The 18758-nt window shown below is 48.8% G+C and carries 17 protein-coding genes; 5 read left to right on the plus strand and 12 right to left on the minus strand.

What is annotated here, in order from left to right; translation table 11 throughout:
- Positions 1 to 61: 61 nt before the first annotated feature.
- Positions 62 to 1963 (minus strand): transketolase C-terminal domain-containing protein, encoded by a 1902-nt coding sequence (locus ACYQ1O_RS15100; protein WP_459992923.1) that lies wholly within the window; start codon positions 1961 to 1963, stop codon positions 62 to 64.
- 471 nt (positions 1964 to 2434) lie between these two features.
- On the opposite strand from ACYQ1O_RS15100, the gene ACYQ1O_RS15105 reads away from it, so the two are divergent.
- From ACYQ1O_RS15105 to ACYQ1O_RS15120, 4 genes are all read left to right on the plus strand, one after another.
- Positions 2435 to 3139 (plus strand): DUF4912 domain-containing protein, encoded by a 705-nt coding sequence (locus tag ACYQ1O_RS15105; RefSeq protein ID WP_459992925.1) that lies wholly within the window; start codon positions 2435 to 2437, stop codon positions 3137 to 3139.
- Positions 3136 to 4770 carry a glycoside hydrolase family 57 protein gene (locus tag ACYQ1O_RS15110; protein WP_459992927.1) on the plus strand — a complete coding sequence of 545 codons (1635 nt, stop codon included), beginning with the start codon at positions 3136 to 3138 and terminating at the stop codon, positions 4768 to 4770. The genes ACYQ1O_RS15105 and ACYQ1O_RS15110 overlap by 4 nt, the downstream gene beginning before the upstream one ends.
- 38 nt (positions 4771 to 4808) lie before the next feature.
- Entirely contained in the window at positions 4809 to 6314 is a 1506-nt protein-coding gene (locus ACYQ1O_RS15115; RefSeq protein ID WP_459992929.1) for an endonuclease/exonuclease/phosphatase family protein, read from the plus strand.
- A 123-nt stretch (positions 6315 to 6437) separates the two neighbouring features.
- Positions 6438 to 8030 (plus strand): phospholipase D-like domain-containing protein, encoded by a 1593-nt coding sequence (locus tag ACYQ1O_RS15120; protein WP_459992930.1) that lies wholly within the window; start codon positions 6438 to 6440, stop codon positions 8028 to 8030.
- A 138-nt stretch (positions 8031 to 8168) separates the two neighbouring features.
- Here the strand turns inward: ACYQ1O_RS15120 and nifE are convergent, their stop codons facing one another.
- The 11 genes from nifE to nifH all read right to left on the minus strand — a co-directional run bounded on the left by nifE (position 8169) and on the right by nifH (position 17793).
- Positions 8169 to 9551 (minus strand): nitrogenase iron-molybdenum cofactor biosynthesis protein NifE, encoded by a 1383-nt coding sequence (gene nifE, locus ACYQ1O_RS15125; RefSeq protein ID WP_459992933.1) that lies wholly within the window; start codon positions 9549 to 9551, stop codon positions 8169 to 8171.
- Positions 9552 to 9749: 198 nt separating this feature from the next.
- Positions 9750 to 9968 (minus strand): Nif11-like leader peptide family natural product precursor, encoded by a 219-nt coding sequence (locus ACYQ1O_RS15130; RefSeq protein ID WP_459992936.1) that lies wholly within the window; start codon positions 9966 to 9968, stop codon positions 9750 to 9752.
- Positions 9969 to 10104: 136 nt separating this feature from the next.
- Positions 10105 to 11091: a hypothetical protein gene (locus ACYQ1O_RS15135; RefSeq protein ID WP_459992938.1), complete on the minus strand. Its 987-nt coding sequence runs from the start codon at positions 11089 to 11091 to the stop codon at positions 10105 to 10107.
- The gene (locus ACYQ1O_RS15140; RefSeq protein WP_459992940.1) at positions 11088 to 11849 is read right to left on the minus strand and encodes a 4Fe4S-binding leucine-rich repeat protein; all 762 of its coding nucleotides are present in this window, start codon (positions 11847 to 11849) and stop codon (positions 11088 to 11090) included. The genes ACYQ1O_RS15135 and ACYQ1O_RS15140 overlap by 4 nt, the downstream gene beginning before the upstream one ends.
- Positions 11850 to 11861: 12 nt before the next feature.
- Positions 11862 to 12128, minus strand: coding sequence for a DUF6129 family protein (locus ACYQ1O_RS15145; protein ID WP_459992941.1), 267 nt, complete (start codon positions 12126 to 12128; stop codon positions 11862 to 11864).
- A 131-nt stretch (positions 12129 to 12259) separates the two neighbouring features.
- The gene (locus ACYQ1O_RS15150; protein WP_459992942.1) at positions 12260 to 12964 is read right to left on the minus strand and encodes a NifB/NifX family molybdenum-iron cluster-binding protein; all 705 of its coding nucleotides are present in this window, start codon (positions 12962 to 12964) and stop codon (positions 12260 to 12262) included.
- A 4-nt stretch (positions 12965 to 12968) separates the two neighbouring features.
- On the minus strand, positions 12969 to 13169 hold the full coding sequence (locus ACYQ1O_RS15155; protein WP_088617649.1) for a 4Fe-4S binding protein: 201 nt from the start codon (positions 13167 to 13169) through the stop codon (positions 12969 to 12971).
- A complete protein-coding gene (nifT, locus tag ACYQ1O_RS15160) occupies positions 13169 to 13381 on the minus strand; it encodes a putative nitrogen fixation protein NifT (RefSeq protein ID WP_459992945.1) in 213 nt (70 codons plus the stop codon). The genes ACYQ1O_RS15155 and nifT overlap by 1 nt, the downstream gene beginning before the upstream one ends.
- Before the next feature lie 144 nt (positions 13382 to 13525).
- A complete protein-coding gene (gene nifK, locus ACYQ1O_RS15165) occupies positions 13526 to 15097 on the minus strand; it encodes a nitrogenase molybdenum-iron protein subunit beta (protein WP_459992947.1) in 1572 nt (523 codons plus the stop codon).
- Positions 15098 to 15220: 123 nt separating this feature from the next.
- On the minus strand, positions 15221 to 16699 hold the full coding sequence (gene nifD, locus ACYQ1O_RS15170; RefSeq protein ID WP_459992950.1) for a nitrogenase molybdenum-iron protein alpha chain: 1479 nt from the start codon (positions 16697 to 16699) through the stop codon (positions 15221 to 15223).
- Between the two features lie 209 nt (positions 16700 to 16908).
- Entirely contained in the window at positions 16909 to 17793 is an 885-nt protein-coding gene (gene nifH / locus ACYQ1O_RS15175) for a nitrogenase iron protein (RefSeq protein WP_459992952.1), read from the minus strand.
- Positions 17794 to 18215: 422 nt separating this feature from the next.
- Between nifH and ACYQ1O_RS15180 the strand changes: the two genes are divergently transcribed.
- The gene (locus ACYQ1O_RS15180) at positions 18216 to 18740 is read left to right on the plus strand and encodes a hypothetical protein (RefSeq protein ID WP_459992953.1); all 525 of its coding nucleotides are present in this window, start codon (positions 18216 to 18218) and stop codon (positions 18738 to 18740) included.
- Positions 18741 to 18758 lie beyond the last annotated feature (18 nt).

Below are 18758 nucleotides of genomic sequence, written 5' to 3' on the forward strand. Positions count from 1 at the left end.
TAGCCATAAAAAAAGGGTACATCACTGTACCCTTTTTTGTTACTGCAAGCTAGGTTGTTGCTTATGCAAGCATTGCCTTAACTTTTGCCATGATGCCATTTGGATCAATGCCTTGGTGTGGGAATTGTTCCCACAATCCGCCGCAGCCTTCTTTGTGTGTGGCGATAAAGCCAAACTTAGGTGTCAGGCCGCGTTCTAGCAACCATGAACCGTAACGGCTACCCAAACCGGTTTTGCGGTTGAAGGATTCAACTACCAATACCATGGGTGATGAACCAACTTTTTGCAGCATGTCTTCGTCGATGGCGGTTAAGGTTGGTTTGTTGATTAAGCCAACGTCAATGCCTTCTGCTTTCAAACGTTCTACTGCGTCTAAGGCGCGGTATAAGGTTTCGCCGAAAGCGATAACGTAACCCGCTGTACCTTCGCGGATGACTTCGTCTTTACCTGGTACGAAGGTGTAATCGCCGCCGAAGTATTCTTCGCCTTTGTCATTTAAAATGATTGGGGTTTTAGAACGGGTTGAGAACACGAAACGTAAGCCTGGTTGGAAGAAAATCGTTTTAACCACGGCGCGCATTTGGTTTGGATCCGCTGGGAAGTACAAGCCAGTTGCGTAAGCATCGTCCAAGCCATTGTCGGCAAAGAAGTTGTTCAGACCGAAATGGCAAGTGTTGTCTGCCATGTCGTCGATACCAGAATGTGAGAAATGGCTTAATACGTTGGAGTTGTTCAAACGCGCCATGGTGATTTCTGACATCAACATTTCTAAGAAGGCTGCGAAAGTACCGAAGATACCTTGTTTGCCTGCTTCCATACCAAAACCAGCAGCAGCGGAGAAGTTACCGCGCTCCATGATACCAGAAGAGATGAATGATTCTGGGTACGCAGCATGGATTTTGTGCAAACCACATGAGCCTTCCAAGTCGGAGTCGATAACGCGGACTTTTTCGATGCGTTCTGCTTCTGTCAGGGTGCTCATAGCTGCTACAACAGCATCGCCGAAGACGTTACGGTTGGCATCCCATTTAGCGTTGTCTGAACCTAAGAAGGTGTCAGTCATTTTTGGTGCTACAACGCCTTTCAAGAATTCAACAGCAGCGGTGTGACCGCGATTTTCTAAGTATTCCAACGCGACTTTGACAGAGATAACGTCATGACCGTGGGTTGAGCCTTCCAAACCAACGATGCCTGGGCACATTTTACGGTGGTTGATAACCGCTACTGGGCCTGGGGTGTTGATGGCTGTGCAGATGTTGGCATACAAGCTGTCCAAATCTTCGCCGTCGCCTTCCAATACGGTAACGCCTTGACCAGCCAACGTTTTTGCAGTTGAGCAGCCTTTCAAGTAGCTAGATGGGTGACCTGCGATAGTGACGTCGTTGTCGTCGATAATCAATTTAACGTTCAAGCCTTGGGCAACTGCTAAACGCGCTGCTTCGGCATCGTCGCCTTCTTGTTGTGAACCGTCTGAACCTAAGCAGAACAAGACTTTTTCTGGGTTGGCAATCGCCACACCGTTAACATAAGGCCACATGTGACCTAAACGGCCTGAGCTAAATTTAACGCCTGGGGTGAAGCCCAATTCTGGATGGCCTGGCAAATGCGAATGCGCGGCGCGGTATTGGGTCAATTTTTCTGCTGGCATGTCGCCGTTCAATACTGACATCAAGTATTGGGTAGCTACACGGTGACCAGCTTCGTCGAAGAAAGTCGGTACATATTTGTCAGAGCCACGGAACAACGCGTCCATAATCATGACTTCTGGCACAGTGTCGAATGGGCCGCCAGTATGGCCGCCCACGCCACGCGCAGCGCCTGTAGAAGTAAAGAATACGATCGCATCGCGGCATAATTGGATATTGGCTTGCAGGGCGGCTTTTTGCTCTGCAGTCAACGTAGGAACGCTAGCGTCTAGCGAAATACGTTGGTAAGCGCCAAGATCAATCGGAAAAGTAGACATAGTTTTTCTCGTCAGTAAGGTTAAAGGGAAAAGTTAAAATTTGAACGCGGAGTATAATTCGAAAACAGGGTAAACAACAAAAAAGAAAGCTGCCCCGATCCCATTTTTGTTGTTTACCCAAGCAAATCATCAAGGATAGGCAACTTGAAGGCGAATTATTTTCAATAGGGTCTGTTATAGTTCTATTACCCTATCAGGACAAAGGTTACACCTTGGCTTTTCTTATCTGCAAGCTATTTTCAGGCTTCGGAAGAGCGGCGTGGACGGGCGTTAAATGTCTTGCAATCATACAAGACAAGGTTTAGAGTTCATATTTTGGTAAGATTTGTAGAAATAAGCTCTTTTCCGCCCTTTTCTTTAATAAAAATACGATATAAATCAGCTTTATATGCAGAAGGATTAGGCTGCGCCCCTATCACGGATGTTTGAGGAAACTCCAGATAATTATACTGACTAGAAATAAGGCTGAAGATGGCGTTTTTGTATTCCAACAGTTTTTCAGATCTCGATCTTTCCCCCTCTGATATTTTCGAAATTAGTCAGGAAATTAGCCGGGACTTTCAAGCATTACCCGCTGCTGATGCCAACGCACTCAGCCAGCAAGACCTGCTCGCCATCAGCAACACGATTAGCCGCGATTACGCACCGAGTCTGCAAAGCGAAATGGCAGACAGCAGCACCCTGCACTATTTAGCCCCTGCAGAAATATTGTCTATCAGCACCGACATCACCCATAGCTTTACCCCACAAGTGGCTGACGACAGCCATCACTTGGTGCTGCTGCCGCTTGACCCCAACAATTTATATGCCTACTGGCAAGTGGGTAGCGAGCATTTTGGCTTTACCCCACCCGAAGAAGAAAACTTAAAGCTCCGGCTTAGCAACAACATTAAAGCCAGTCCGTTGGAAATTCCTGTCAGCCACCAAGGCCAACAAACCATCAGCATTCATCCGCAAGCTGGCGTAACCCAATATCAATTAGCTTTGGGTTATGAAAACACCGGTCACTTCGCGCCGCTGCTAGAAAGCCAAGCGCTGCAAACCATCATGATGCCAACAGCCGCCCAAGCCAAACCGCACCAAAGTTTGTTCCGGCAGCCCGACAACATCTTTAAAACCCAACCTGTTTATTCCGGCAAATCTGCCTCTGGTCAAAACCTGCACAAACATTCATGAAAAAAGGATTTCTAGCCATTGTCCTGCATGCCCACCTACCCTATGTGCGGCATCCTGAATACGATAGTTTTTTTGAAGAAAACTGGCTGTTTGAAGCCATTACCGAATGCTACATTCCGCTGATCCGTGCGCTGACACGTTTGGAAAAAGACCAAGTCAACTACCGGCTGACCTTGTCCTTATCACCCACGCTCATCACGATGTTGCGTGATGATTTGCTGCAACAGCGGTATCTGCGCTATTTGGCGCAGCACTTGGATCTCGCCAGCAAAGAAATTGAACGCGCCCGCCAGCAACCCGACATCAACAAACTGGCCAGGCTGTACCGGCGTTTTTATCAGGACACCTTGGCGGTTTATCAAACCGAATATCAAGGCGACATTCTGCAAGCCTTTAAAAAATTCCACGCCAGCGGACATTTGGAATTGATAACCTGCGCGGCAACCCATGGTTTTTTACCCTTGCTCAACGTCAGCGCCACTGCCGTCCGCAACCAGATTAAAATCGGCATTGACACCTTTACCGAAAACCTAGGTTTTGCCCCAAACGGTTTTTGGTTGCCGGAATGTGCGTACTATCCTGGCCTTGAACAACACTTGGCGGATTTTGGCGTCCGATATTTTTTTGTGGATAGCCACGGCATTACCGATGCCAACCCCACACCTTTCAATGGCGTTTATGCGCCGCTGGATTGCGGCAACGGCGTGGCGGCTTTTGGGCGCGATCCGGAATCGTCGCGGCAAGTGTGGAGTTCGCACGAAGGCTATCCAGGCGATTTTGACTACCGCGAATACTACAAAGACATCGGTTTCGATCTCGACCTTGACTACATTGCCCCCTACATCCTCGACGGGCATATCCGCTGCAATACTGGCATCAAATACCACCGCGTCACCGGCGGCGAGCAAGCCAAAGAAGTTTACCAACCGAAATTGGCACAGGCCAAAGTACAGCAACACGCGCAAGATTTTATCGGTAAACGCCAACAGCAAATTGACCGCCTAGCCGTCAACATGGACAGAAAGCCCATTGTCGTCTCACCTTACGATGCCGAATTGTTCGGGCATTGGTGGTTTGAAGGCCCACAATGGCTGGAAGCGGTGTTAAGGCTTGCCGACCAACCGGACAGCAGCATCCAGACCGCCAGTTGCAGCGACTACATGCAAGCCATACCCAAGCACCAGCAAGCCACGCCATCAGTGTCCACCTGGGGCGACCAAGGCTATTTCAGCTATTGGCTAAACGACAGTAATGCTTGGATTTACCCACTGTTGCACAACGCCGAGGCGGAACTGGAAAAATTGGCGGCAGATTTACAAGGCTTATCGCTCAACCCATTACAAATCCGCGCCCTTAACCAAGCAGCACGTTCCGTACTCTTGGCACAAGCTTCCGATTGGCCCTTTATTATGAAATCCGGCACCACCGTGGAATACGCCAAAAAACGCGTGAACGACCACATCGCCCGCTTCAATTATTTGCACGATTGCATCCGCAAAAACCGCATTAACGAACGCTATCTGTGTGCCTTGGAAATTATGGACAACATCTTTCCAAATATTGACTTTAAAGACTACCAATCCGGCAAATTAACCACCCAATCGGGTGAGGAAACATTACAATATAAGTAATTTATGGGCATCTAAACGACTCGATGACGGGGAACTCAATGGATAAAATTCGACTGCTCTATTCAGAAAACATGATTAGCCGTAAAAAACACCGGCCTGAACAAGTGTTGAACTTTTTTATGGTTGTTGAAAACCTCCATTACGACAAACAAGTGGATGTCATTTGGGCGGGCGAAGATCAGGAATGGCATGCCATGCCTGCAAAGTTTCATAGCAAATTGGACGGTAACCGCGAATATTGGCTAGCCACCGCCACCATCCGCGCGACTGCCGAACAATCCCTGCCGGGCAACATTGAATTTAGCTTATGCTTCCAAAGTAAAGGCGCTATCTACTGGGACAATAACCACGGAAAAAACTATAAAAGCCAAGCTGATTGCGGCGTCATCCTGAACGAACATGTAGTTTTGCAAAACGTCCATTTCAGCGAATCTTTTACCGAAAACCAAAAGTACATTCCCGTAACGGTGGCAGTTGCCGGCGACTTGGCTGCACAACAGGTCAGCATCCATTGGAGCAGCGACAATTGGCGGCACTCCAAAACCACGCATTGCCATTTCCAGCGCCAATATTGGGATAAACAATATGCAAGCAACGCCAGAAACCCCAACCAAAATGGCGTACAAATCTGGAAAACTTGGCTGAAAGTCGGCTATGCCTTCCGCGTTGAATACAGCATTTGTTGCATAAGCGAAGAACAAATTGTCTGGGACAACAATGCCGGTAACAACTACAGCATTTCCAGAAAACAACTGCAAATGCTGACCCTCAACTTGCACTGCTACCAAGAAGAAGACCAAGACCATAAGTTCTCGCTCATCGCCCAAGCCATCAGCGACCACCAAGTTGACATCGTTTGTTTCCAGGAAGTGGCAGAACTTTGGAACAACGGCATGGGTGATTGGCAATCCAACGCCGCCCGAATCATCAATGACCGCTTGCCAGAACCGTTCCACCTTTACACCGACTGGTCGCACTTAGGTTTTGACCGCTACCGCGAAGGCTTGGCAATTTTAAGCCGCTACCCGCTTAGCCAAACCAGAGCCCTGTACGTATCCGATAGCCAAGACCCTTACAGCATCCACTCGCGCAAAGCATTGATGGCTGAAATCATCATCCCCTATTTGGGACCGATCAACGTCTTCTGCGCACACCTGAGTTGGTGGGAAGACGGCTTTGCCAATCAATACAAGCGTTTACGCGAATGGGCAAAAACCAAACAAGAACCCGACACGCAAGCAACCTTGCTATGTGGCGATTTTAACGTGGCAGTCGGATCAAAAGGCTACCAATTGGTTCTGGAATCTAGCGATTACGAAGACCAATACCTCGCCGCCAATCCCGACATTTTGGCAGAACAAAACTTCCGCCAAAAAGACCCCTACTGGCAAAACTACCAGAGCCATGATTACCGCATTGATTACATGTTCATTAACAAATCCAGTGATTTAAAGGCTGTCGCAGCCAAGTCGCTGTTTACTGACAGCGATTACGGGCGCGTCTCTGACCATTGTGGTTATTTAATGACTTTCGAACCGAAGTAAACACAACACAAATTCTGCAGAAACCCGACACCGGCATGGACACCCCAGAAACCGACAAGGATGTCACCCCAGTCAAGCCAACCGAAGACGGTGCCAAGTTAAAAAATTAAAAGGAGGTTCTGAATGTTCGCCGAACAATTCGCCAAGCCTGTCCACGCCAATCTGGGCGGCTATTTCCAAAGGATCAACGATTTTGGCGATGTTTTTGACATCCGCTGGGGCAAAATCGAGTTCGACGTCTTTCATGGCATGCAAGCCAACCTTAAAGTCATTCTTCGCGTCTACCGCCCCAACGCCATCTGCGAAACCTACATTGTTGATACCGACGCCAGCAACGCGCAATGGAATTACCACAAACGTTACACGCGCGACTTTTACCTGCTGCCCCAATCCAATACCCTAGGCCCTGCACACTGTGTTAAGTTTTCCTTTCTGATCCATCTTGGCGAACATTCCATCCCGTCCGAACATGAATACATTTTCATGGAACACGCGCAACTGCATGATGGACAACCACAACACCACGCCATCAGCCACGAATGGGCAACAACCAACCATTACCGCGCCCACGAGCTGAACGCCGCCGAACTGCAAAGCGATGCCGACTGGTACAAACACCATTTTGATACCTTGCAGCTCACGCCCAAATTCACCAAAGGTATGGTCAATCATCCGTACCATCCCAAACGTTACCTCCATGACCAAATCGACAACGTCATCCGCAGCAAACGGGAAAACCCCAACCGGCTTTGCACCATTAAAGTCAGCGTAGATTGCATCGACGACACCGACTTTACCAGCCACCTGATCCACGCCAGCCAGCACAACGTCTTGGTACAATGCGTTGTCGATTGGCGCAAAACCACGCTTACCAACAGCCAAAACTACGCGCGCCTCAAACGCGCACGCGTCGAACTGATTGGCGTATTTTGCACCCCCAAACACCATCTCATTGAAGTGGAACCGGATATGCACACCAAATTTGTCATCTTCAATGACGAAGATTGCATTTTAGGTTCGTTCAATATTACCTTCGACCGTTGGTGGGCGAATTGGGAATCGGGTATGACCTTCCATTCCAAAGGCGTATGCCGCTTGCTCGACAACATTTTCCAAAGCCAACGCGGCGGAGTTATCCAAAAATACGGCATCGACCCGTTCAGCCCCTTCAACCTGCTGTACACCTTTGGACGCCACACCATCAGCAACGGCAGTATCTACCGCCCGCACCACGCCATCTTGGCGGAAATCCACCGCGCCCGCCATGCCATTAAACTGTCGCTGTTTTTGATTGGCGATTTGCTCGGCGACCACCACGACAGCGTCGTCAACGCGCTGATCCAAGCCAAAAACCGAGGTGTGTATGTGCATATCCTGTTTAATGGGCATTTGGCAAGGGAAGGCAAAATTGGCGTGGCAAGACCCATGCACGAAGAATTGCAACGCCCGCTGTTGCCCGCCGTGCAACGGCTAAAATCCGCCGGTGTCGTGGTGGGTTTGGTGTACGGACAAGATGACCACCCCGTGCCGTATTCGCCCATCCATTCCAAATATTGCGTGATTGACGACTACATCGTCTTGGAAGGCAGCTTCAATTGGTACAACACCTCGGTGTTCTCGCACGATTTGCTGGTGATTGCAGCCAACCATGAAATCGCCAAACCGTATTTGTTCGAATTTGAACAAATACAACGGTCGTTCAGGGTGTTTTACTGATTGCCTGATTTTTCAGGGCGTTTGCACAGGGCTGGCGACTATCAAATTGACAGTCCGTTTTTTTAAGCCTTTGCCCACGGATTTTTCCGTTCATCCTGAGCTTGTCGAAGGATGAACGGAAGAGGTCAGCATATAAAATCACGCCGCTTTTTTAAGCGTCCAAGGCGCAGGCGCACGCACCGCCTCCCAAACCGGGCTTTCAATCGTCAAAGCCAATTGTCTGACCAATTCCAGCATCCCCTGATAACCTTCATAACCAAATTCGCGCTCTTGGTTGATGTCTAAAAAGGGAATTTTCGCTTTCAAAGCCGTGTACATATTGCGGCCTCCGGCGATCAAAATATCGGCCTTATAATCGTGGACGACTTTTAATAAGGCTTTTGGGCTGCCGTCGTTAATCATCAGCGTGTCTTCGCCCATCAGCTCGCGGATACGGGCTTTGTCTTCCTCGGTGGATTTGTTCGTTCCTGTGGCGACCACCACCATACCTAAATCCTGCAACGCAGAAATCACCGACCAGCTTTTTACCCCGCCTGTGAACAACAACACGCGTTTGCCTTTCAGTCGCGCTTTCCACGGTTCCAAAGCGGCGCGGATGCGGGTTTCTTCGCGGGCAATTAAGGCTTCGGTACGGGCAGTCAAATCGTCATCATTCAAGGCTTTGGCGAAATCGCGCAAAGCCAAACTGGTGTCGGTGATGCCGTAAAAACTGCCTTCAAACCACGGGGTTTTGTATTTTTGCTGTAATTTACGGGCGACATTCACCATCGCTTTCGAACACACCATCATATTCACTTCAGCTTTGTGCATGGTCTGCACTTCGCGGAAACGGGCATCGCCGGATAAAGTGCATAACACTCGTAAACCCAGCTCATCTAGCAACGGCAAGACATGCCAGAATTCGCCTGCGATGTTGTATTCACCGACTAAGTTCACGTCATGGATTTTGATGGGGCTGTTTTCGGGCAGAGGATCAGGATCGCGTTTACCGATGACATGGTTGACCATCGCATCGCCAGCAATGCGATTGCCCAAGTTTTTCGTGCCATAAAATCCGGCACAATCAATCGGCACAACCGGAACACCCCAATGTGCTTCGGCGGATTTGCAGACGGCGTTGATGTCATCGCCAATCAACGCCGGAACACAGGTGTTATAAACAAACACGGCGGGCGGTGCGTAGGTGTCGATGGCTTGTTTGATGGCATGGAACAGGCGTTTTTCGGCACGGCCCATGACAATATCTTGCTCGGTCAAATCTGTGGTCATGCCGATGCGGTATAAATCCGCGCCGGATGAGCGTGTGCCTCGGTTATCCCACGAACTGCCCGCACAAGCGATAGGGCCGTGAACGATATGGGCGACATCGGCTATCGGTAATAAGGCAATCTGCGCGCCATCAAACGCGCAACCACCCGCCGCCGAACCGGGTTTAGGTTTAGCGCAACCGGATTTTTCCTTTTTGTTATGCTCGCAAGCAGGTTCGTCGAGCAAAGCGGCAATGTCTTTGGTGGTTTTCATGGCGTTGATCCTTTAGCGAGGGTTTATAAACTTAAGGCAAATCGTATGCCACTACTTATTTATTTGAATTTATTAACTATTTTTACAGACACTTTGTCGTTAAACTAACAATGACTAAAACAGGCATTTGGAGTCCAAAACAAGTTTTGGACTCCCGCCCTAACGGCGTTGTGCTTAAAATGGGTTATCAAGACCTTTTTAAACCCGCAACAAGGCCTTTGCCATACGCTCGGACAATTGCTCTTCAACAAATTGCGGTTCGTTGGGTGGATACAATTCCACTTCATCCAATTCGAAACCGTAATCTTTGCCTAGGGCGATTAATTCCCTGATCTTTTGTACCGCCAACAGTTTTTCTTTCAATTCTGGGTCGGTTTTTGCCTGTTCGGAAAAGGCTTTGATTTGGGCGATAGCCATGATGTTGCTCCTTTATATAGTGTTGCTTTGGGTTAACCAAAAGCGGTTGGTGAAAAATTTACTGTAGGGTGGGCAGGCTTTTTTTGCCCACCTTGTTCGAATTTTGATGGTGGGCAAAAAAGCCTGCCCACCCTACTTAAATGCTATATGGCGAGGCGATCCACTCCTTCAAAACGGTGGCATCGCGCTCCGGCAAATACGAAAAATCGCCGCTTAAATCCTTATAAACGGCAACGCCGCAATTCGGTGTGACGCCTTTGCCTTTAAGCAGGTAAAAAAACCACGCCATCGGATAACCGGCTTGGCGGTCAAACCGCGTCAACAAGTTATGTAGCGGCAAGCCTTTTTTGCCTTGCACATCATCCAATTGCGGTAGGTTTTTGGCTTGGGTATTAATCAGTTCGACGTTGATTTGCTGTTCACCAAAACGTCCGGTGTGGCGGAACGGGCGGACAATCCAATCTTCACTTAACGCGGTTTGTTGGCCTGCGCTGCTGCGGTTCCAATCATCCATAAAACGTTGTACAGGATGGCGTTCAGGATGGTGGCTGTTCAGTTCCGCCATAAACACTGCCACATCGGTTTTGCGTCGATAGGCATAACGCGCCGAGCCAATGGCAAATGCGTCAACGTATTCAGGGGTCAGCGGGTCGATAAACTCTTCCAAATCGTCGGGCGGCTGACTGGGGCTGACCAGCAAGCGGTCGGAGACTTCACGAATTTTGTCGATGTCCACTTGGATGAAGTCTTCGGCATGACAGCCGATTTGGATGACAAAATATAAGGTGTTGCCCGTTTGCCGCGTGGCGATCAGTTGTTGCTCACGGGTGTGGTCGATTAAAGTTTGTAAATCTTTACCGCATTCGATGTAAGTGCGTTCAGACCATTCCACCAAATCGCTGGCGATACGGTTGCCGTGCATATCGACGATGCCACCTAAGCGATACCATTCACTGCCTGTGCGCGCCAAACGCACGGGGCAATCTGGAATTAGGGCTTGGATTTTTGCCAGCAAGGCTTCATCGCCCGCCGCTGGCAAGGTGGTTTTACACAGTTTCGCCAGTTGCGGGCCGTCCAGCGGTGACGCAGGGGCGAAATGTTGAATAAAAGGTGCCGCCGTCATTTCAGTTCCGATGTTGGGGATTGGCTGGCAAGACGTGCCTGCACTGCCGCTTGCACGTCGGGTTCAGGGTCATCAGGCAAATCACGCAAGGCATCGGCGGGGACACGTTGCACGGCGGTGTAGCGCACCACCCAATCGGGGTCGTTTAACAAGGCCACCGCATCTTCCGAATCGATACGCTCGGCGATAATGCGCCGCACTTCGGGCGCTTCATCGTGCGCCATCAACGCCAGGCTGACTTCCGGCAAACGTTCGGCAACTACTTTCCGCACTTCCACGTCGCGGTCACGGATCAACCGGAACAAACGGCCTTGCGGTAAGCGACGGGCGACAGTGAGCCGCACGATGTAGTCACTGTCGTCCGCCAGTTGTTCTAATTGTTCGGTGGGGATGCGGTCGGCAACCGTCATGCGCACTTCGCGGTCAGCGTCGTTGATAAGGGCGTTGAGTTGCGTAGGCGGCAAACGGTATGCCACTGCTCGGCGCACCACTTCGTCTTCGTCATTGACCATTTCCAGCAAGGCTTTTTGCGGCGCGTAACGCACGGCAATTGCCCGCCGCTCCCAGAACGGGTCATGCAGATAATGTTCGGCATAAGCGGGGTTGATCCGCAAGAAACGGTCAATTTGCCGCCCGCTTTCGGCCGTTATACACGTATCGCCAGGCATACAACGTCCCATCAGCAAGGTTTTGCCGCGAAATGGACATAGGCTGCAATCGGCAACAGGCAGGGTAACTGGGCTTTCTTGACCTGACATGGGCAGTTCCGTTTACTCAGGGATAATTTCGGCAACGACAACACCCGTTGCGGTTTCTAAATCGGAAGTCAGGCACAGGCAATGCTCACGTCCGTCGATCAGATACAGGTTAAATGCTTCCTGTGCCAGCACGGGCGTGTGGTTGGGCAAATCATCATCCATGCAATAAGTGAAATGGATGGGTTGATGGGTTTGCCTGAGCGTGGAGACAGTCTCGTCACATACGCCTAGGGTTTGTAGGGTTTGGGCGATGGTTTGGAGTTGTTCGTTGGTTATCATTTGAATTCCTTTTTTATAGGGTAGATAGCCGATATAGGATGTGGACGAAGGTAAAGTGTAGGTGCGAATTTATTCGCACGAGTCGCACTCGATTTGAAAAAATGCGAATAAATTCGCACCTACAAAACCAATTATCCAACCGCTTCCTGCTCAAACTTAAACCGTTCGCTCGCTTCAATCCCCATCGCTTTTGCCAACCACGGCGGCGGTGAACCTGCCATCACGGTTTGCAATTGCGCGATAACATCCGCCAAGCTAGCGATAGCTTCCAAGCGCATCGGATGGATGCCGAGTCGGACGATTTTCGCCGCCGCCGGGCCACCCACTGAGGCGACATACACCACTTTGCAATCTTGTAACTGTTCGGCGCGGAAGACGTTTTTGTCATCCACCACCAAACCACCAGGAATTTCAGCAGTGCGAATGTCGATCAATCGGGCTTCATCGGCATTGACTTGGTAAACCATAAACCAAGCGCAGTTGCCGAAATGACCGTTGACGTGGATAGCATCATCGCTTGCACAAGCAATACGTACCGAATTGGGCAAATCGCCGTCTTGGTACGCTTGCGCGCTGGGCAGGATTTTGTCGGGTGCAGTATTGCTAAGGATGTTTAAAGCCTGTTGCAACACTTGGCTATCAACTTGGGCAAAAACACCGCCATCAGCCACTTGAAAGTCAGTCAGGCTGATGGTGGCGATTTTGCTTTCCGTCATCGGCGCGTCTACACAATCCGACAATACGGCAAGCAATTGCTTAGTGTCGGTGTTGGGCAAGGCGCGGGCGGCTAAGGCGATGCGTAAGGCCAGTTCCCGTGAGAGCGCGTTCTGGCTCATGGCCTTATGCCTCTAACGGTAAGATGCAGTTGTCAATCGGGCAAACCTTGACGCATTGCGGCACGTCAAAATCACCTTCGCATTCGGTACAGGTGCGTTTGTCGATTTTAAAGACGATTGCGCCTTCGGTGATGGATTGGGTGGGGCAAACAGGTTCGCAGTCGCCACAAGAAATGCAGTCTGCTTCAACAATATAAAGGGCCATTAGTCTTCTCCTGAATCTAAGCGTTTTGCGCGTAAGGTAATGGGGAAGTCGGGCATGGGAATCGGTTCAAAGTAATATTTTGAGCCATCTGCCAGTAGGACTTCGCCGCCCCATTTGTCAGCGGCATCAAATTCGACGGATTCCGCGACTTCTTCCAAGTCTTTTTTCGGAACGTAGAAGACCAACTTGCCTTCCGGGTTTTTTTTCAACATGACGCTAGGCATTTGGGTTCTCCGTTGATGGTTTGAAATACAAAAAGCCCTCTCCAGCGGGAGAGGGTTGGGTGAGGGGAAAAGGCCAAAGCTATTTTATTTCCCTCATCCCAACCTTCTCCCTAAGGGAGAAGGAGTATTTCGTTAACGAATTAAATCGTAGTTATAATCCGTTGTACCCATGCCTTTGGTTTCTTTATCCAACTGCTCCAATACGGCATTGACCAGGGTGGTCAGCATGTAGATTGCGCCTTCATAGCCTAAGGTGGTCATGCGGTGCAAATGGTGGCGGTCGAAAATTGGGAAACCGATGCGGATCAGTGGCACTTCATCCTTTTCGCCTTTGTAAAAGGTATCGCGTTGGATGAATTTGCCGTAGGAGTTGCCGATCATGAAGTCCGGTTTGTTGGTGAACATCAAGGAGCGGAAATGCCACAAGTCTTTGCCAACGTGGATTTGGGTGTTTTTGCCATAAGGTGATTCCGCGCAGATTTTTTCCATCGCTTTCAACCAACGTTTGTTGGCGTGGTTGCACAAGACATCAGAAGGTTCTGCACCCAATTCCAGCAAGAATTTGGTCATACCCATGACGAAATCGGCATCACCGTACAACGCAAACTTTTTGCCATGTAGCCAAGCGTGCGAGTCGGTAATCATGTCCACCAAACGTCCGCGTTCCAATTCCAAGGAGGTGGGGATTTCTTTGCCAGTCAGTTTGGAAATGGTCATCAAAAACTCATCAGTCCATTCCAAGCCCATCGGAATGTTGATGGCAGTGGCAGGTTGATGCCAGATGTTTTGCACGAACTTTTTAGTTTTTTCCAACTGCCAAGGTTGCAACAAGATGGTATCAATCGCATTTGGCGCGTCTTTGACTTCAGCTTGGGTAGTGCCGCCTGCGTACATGCGGAAGGTACCATCAGCTGGCGTATCCAACACTTCAGACGGATCGCTCAACAAGGAATAATCCACACCCATTTCCTTCATCATGCGGTGCATAACGCGGAAATTGCCCAAGTAAGTTTCAAAGCCTGGCACGAGGTTGATTTTGCCGTTGCTGCCAACGGCTTTATCTTCCATGTGGTTGAGCGTGAAATACTTCGCCATGCCTTCGAACATGTTGTCCCAACCTGTAGTATGGCTACCAACGAAACTTGGGGTATGCGCGAATGGAGTTGGGAATTCTTGCTCGATATGTCCGGCTTTTTTGGCGTTGTTAATGAACGCGTTCAAGTCGTCACCGATAACTTCTGCCATACAAGTGGTGGAAACCGCGATGATGTCCGGTTGATACAAGGCTTTGGCATTTTCCAAGCCCGCAAACATGTTTTTCTGTCCACCGAAAACCGCCGCATCTTCTGTCATAGAATCCGATACGCAAGCGATAGGCTCTTTGAAATGACGGTTGAAGTAGGTACGGAAGTAAGCGACACAACCTTGTGATCCATGGACGTAAGGCATGGTTTTTTCAAAACCCAAGGCACACAAAACAGCGCCGAGTGGTTGGCAAGCTTTAGCTGGGTTAACAGTCAAGGCTTCACGGTTGAAGTTCAGCTCTTGGTATTCTTTAGTCGTGGTCCATTGGAACACTTCATCAATTTTTTCTTGCTCATGACGTTCTTCATAAGCGTTGCGTTTGTTAGCCAGGTTTTCTTTGTATTCGTCCGTTCTGAATAAAGGATAGCTGGGTTGGATGTTATCGACTTGTTGGCTCATGGTAATCTCCTACGCGCCACTAATCTGTGGACGACGTGTTGAAGTAGGGTGGGCAGGCTTTTTTGCCCACCGTGTGGCAATCGTATTGGTGGGCAGAACAGCACTGCCCACCCTACACAAAACTTACGCTGCGACTTTCACCGCTTCGCTACTCGCATCTTTTTTCCAAGGTGCTTTCACTTGTTTCCAGCAAGGGTTGTTAATCGTCATGTCCATATCGCGGGCGAAGATGGCAAAACCGTCATAGCCATGATAAGGGCCTGAATAATCCCAAGAGTGCATTTGCCGGAATGGAACGCCCATTTTTTGGAAAATGTATTTCTCTTTGATACCAGAACCGATCAAGTCAGGTTGGACGCGTTTAACGAACTCTTCAAACTCGTAGCCAGTGACATCGTCATACAACAACGTGGCATTGCCCATTTCTTTGATAGTACGGTCGTAATCGTCGTTGTGACCGAATTCGTAACCTGTACCGACGACTTCCATGCCTAAATCTTCATACGCACCGATCACATGGCGAGGACGCAAGCCACCGATGTACAACATCACGCGTTTGCCTTCCAAACGAGGTTTGTATTTAGCGATAACCGCTTCGTATTCCGCTTCATATTTCTTGATAACGCGTTCTGCACCTTCTTTGATGACATCATCAAAGTGGGAAGCAATACGGCGTAAGCTTTCAGCGATTTTGGTAGGGCCGAAGAAGTTGTACTCAATCCAAGGAATTTTGTACTTTTCTTCCATGTGCCTTGCGATGTAGTTCATCGAACGGTAGCAATGGATCAGATTCAGCTTCACTTTTGGCGTGTTTTCAATTTCAGCCAACGTACCGTCACCAGACCATTGGGCGACCACGCGCAAACCCATTTCTTCCAACAAAGTACGGGAAGCCCACGCATCACCGCCGATGTTGTAGTCGCCGATAACGGCAACGTCATAAGGTGTGGTTGGGAAGCTGTCATCACCGTCACGGTTACCTAACACCCAGTCACGTATAGCATCGTTAGCAATGTGATGGCCTAAGGATTGCGATACACCACGGAAGCCTTCGCAACGGACAGGCACAACGGGTTTGCCGATTTCTTTGTTACCTTTTTTGGCAACCGCTTCAATATCGTCACCAATCAGACCAATCGGACATTCTGATTGGATGCTGATGCCTTTGTGCAGCGGGAACAGACCCTCAATCTCAGTAATGATTTTCGCCAGCTTTTTGTCGCCGCCGAATACGATGTCCTTTTCGGTGAAATCAGAAGTGAAGTTCATGGTACCGAAAGTGTTTACGCCAGTTGTACCAACGTAATAGTTACGGCGACCAGCGCGGGAATATTGACCGCAGCCAACTGGGCCGTGGCTTATATGGATCATGTCCTTGATCGGGCCCCAGACCACACCTTTTGAACCGGCGTAAGCGCAACCACGGATGGTCATCACGCCAGGCAAAGATTTGCGGTTTGAAGTAATACATTTGTTGGATTTTTCGAGCGATTGGTCGTTGACTGCCAAATGTTTGGCGCGGTCTTTCTTGGCCTGTTCGGGATAAATTTCCAGAACTTCCTGAATCAACGCTTCGGTCTCTTCTCTGGTTAAAGCTGCCATGTGTGTTCTCCTACGGATGTCATGGATAATCTTCCATCGACATGGTTTGAGGAAAGGAGGCCGCAAAGATATTTAGCGGTAGAGACGTTGCAGTGCAACGTCTGTACAGTGCAACGTCTCTACATTGCCTAAATCCTTGCGGTTATTCTTGGTAGAGACGTTGCACTGCAACGTCTGTACACTGCAACGTCTCTACAGTGCAACGATTATTAAGCTACCGCTTCCGCCGCAGCAGTTTTACCCACTACAGACTCGTCTTCTTGTTCCAAAATACCGAATTCCATCATCAATTCTTCCAACTCATCCATAGTGATAGGCGCAGGAATGATGAAGTTAGTGTTATCGCGGATTTTAAGAGCCAACTGACGATATTCATCAGCTTGTTTAGCGGTTGGATCGTATTCGATAACGGTCATACGGCGGATTTCAGCGCGTTGAACCACGTTGTCGCGTGGGATGAAATGGATCATAGTTGTGCCGATTTTCGCAGCCAAGGCAGAGATCAGTTCATCTTCACGGGCAGTGTTACGTGAGTTACAAATCAAACCAGCCAAACGCACGCTGCCAGAGTTAGCGTATTTCACAATACCTTTAGCAATGTTATTGGCGGCATACATCGCCATCATTTCGCCGGAAACAACGATGTAAATTTCTTGCGCCTTGTTTTCACGGATTGGCATGGCGAAACCACCACACACAACATCCCCAAGAACATCATAAAAAACGAAATCCAATTCATCGTCGTAAGCCCCTTCTTCTTCAAGGAAGTTAATCGCCGTGATAACACCACGACCTGCACAGCCAACGCCTGGCTCTGGGCCGCCGGATTCAACGCATTTGATGCCGCCGTAACCGACTTTCAACACGTCTTCCAATTCCAAATCTTCCACGCTGCCTGCTTCCGCAGCCAAGCTCATGATGGTAGTTTGTGCTTTTGCATGTAAGATCAAACGGGTAGAATCAGCTTTAGGGTCGCAGCCGACGATCATTACTTTGTTGCCTAATTCTGCCAAAGCAGAAACCAAGTTTTGTGTGGTAGTCGATTTACCGATACCGCCTTTACCGTAAATTGCACATTGACGTAATCTTGCCATGATCTTCTCCTAGTAGGATGTTGTGGTTGATGACGTTATGCTTAAAGCAACCAGCGTGCCAATTCAAAAAAACGACTTAATTAATTGATTTTTAATGGTTATTTTGAGAGTTTTGCGAGGAATGCTGGTTGGATTTCAGACATTCGGGGTTGGGGGCTTGTAGGCTTGCTGACAGTGGGGTTATAGGTTGATCTATGTTTTATACCGATATATGTAGCAATCAATCCTAAAATATTGTCGTGGAATGATGTCTGATAAAAGGAAGATGGATTTAAAAGGCTGGCTGCAATCACATTCGTTGTGTAAGCATGTTCTTGCATTAACTGCCTCGAACTCTAGTAACTGCATTCGAAACGTTGAGTTAAGTAAAACAAAGTATTTTTTCTATATTAACGACCTACAAATCCCTCTACTTGATAACAATGAACGATATTTCTTGGCAACATCGCCCAATTCCTAAAAATACTGCATCGGAAATTGTTTCCATGATCGAGCGGAACCAATTGCTAATTGACCGATTTACTGATTGGCCAAGCTTTCATGATGCAGAGGTGCTGAAACTAACTTTTGAGCGTGGTAACCATCTTGAAATTATTGAAACAGACGCATGGAGTAAGCGTATTCCTGAAAGCTTAACTGCAAGCTTTTATGTTTTTGACTGGCGATATGGAGCTGAATCCCCACCATATCGGGAAACTATTGTGACGATTCGTTTTGAAAGTTTTGGTCGTTTTGGGCTAGATGGTTTTAATTATCAAAACCCCATAATAGGTCTTGGTATTACGAAGGAATATTCCGAAAATCTAAAAAAGGAATTGTTCGCCGTGGATTGGGGAAGGACTGCGCTACCACATGAAGTCTCGTTTACTTGTGAACGTATTGTGATTGAATCAGTTGAGCCAATCACATGGCCTAATCCACTTGCAAAATGGAGCGCACCAAATTAGTCAGGTAGGGTGGGCAAC

Source organism: Methylosoma difficile (genome assembly GCF_054657615.1).

Coding starts and splice junctions, on each gene's coding strand:
- ACYQ1O_RS15155 (WP_088617649.1), bottom strand. CDS start 13,169: ATGGCCCTTTATATTGTTGAAGCAGACTGCATTTCTTGTGGCGACTGC.
- ACYQ1O_RS15100 (WP_459992923.1), bottom strand. CDS start 1,963: ATGTCTACTTTTCCGATTGATCTTGGCGCTTACCAACGTATTTCGCTA.
- nifD (WP_459992950.1), bottom strand. CDS start 16,699: ATGGCAGCTTTAACCAGAGAAGAGACCGAAGCGTTGATTCAGGAAGTT.
- nifH (WP_459992952.1), bottom strand. CDS start 17,793: ATGGCAAGATTACGTCAATGTGCAATTTACGGTAAAGGCGGTATCGGT.
- nifT (WP_459992945.1), bottom strand. CDS start 13,381: ATGTTGAAAAAAAACCCGGAAGGCAAGTTGGTCTTCTACGTTCCGAAA.
- nifK (WP_459992947.1), bottom strand. CDS start 15,097: ATGAGCCAACAAGTCGATAACATCCAACCCAGCTATCCTTTATTCAGA.
- ACYQ1O_RS15110 (WP_459992927.1), top strand. CDS start 3,136: ATGAAAAAAGGATTTCTAGCCATTGTCCTGCATGCCCACCTACCCTAT.
- ACYQ1O_RS15120 (WP_459992930.1), top strand. CDS start 6,438: ATGTTCGCCGAACAATTCGCCAAGCCTGTCCACGCCAATCTGGGCGGC.
- nifE (WP_459992933.1), bottom strand. CDS start 9,551: ATGAAAACCACCAAAGACATTGCCGCTTTGCTCGACGAACCTGCTTGC.
- ACYQ1O_RS15130 (WP_459992936.1), bottom strand. CDS start 9,968: ATGGCTATCGCCCAAATCAAAGCCTTTTCCGAACAGGCAAAAACCGAC.
- ACYQ1O_RS15105 (WP_459992925.1), top strand. CDS start 2,435: ATGGCGTTTTTGTATTCCAACAGTTTTTCAGATCTCGATCTTTCCCCC.
- ACYQ1O_RS15180 (WP_459992953.1), top strand. CDS start 18,216: ATGAACGATATTTCTTGGCAACATCGCCCAATTCCTAAAAATACTGCA.
- ACYQ1O_RS15150 (WP_459992942.1), bottom strand. CDS start 12,964: ATGAGCCAGAACGCGCTCTCACGGGAACTGGCCTTACGCATCGCCTTA.
- ACYQ1O_RS15135 (WP_459992938.1), bottom strand. CDS start 11,091: ATGACGGCGGCACCTTTTATTCAACATTTCGCCCCTGCGTCACCGCTG.
- ACYQ1O_RS15115 (WP_459992929.1), top strand. CDS start 4,809: ATGGATAAAATTCGACTGCTCTATTCAGAAAACATGATTAGCCGTAAA.
- ACYQ1O_RS15145 (WP_459992941.1), bottom strand. CDS start 12,128: ATGATAACCAACGAACAACTCCAAACCATCGCCCAAACCCTACAAACC.
- ACYQ1O_RS15140 (WP_459992940.1), bottom strand. CDS start 11,849: ATGTCAGGTCAAGAAAGCCCAGTTACCCTGCCTGTTGCCGATTGCAGC.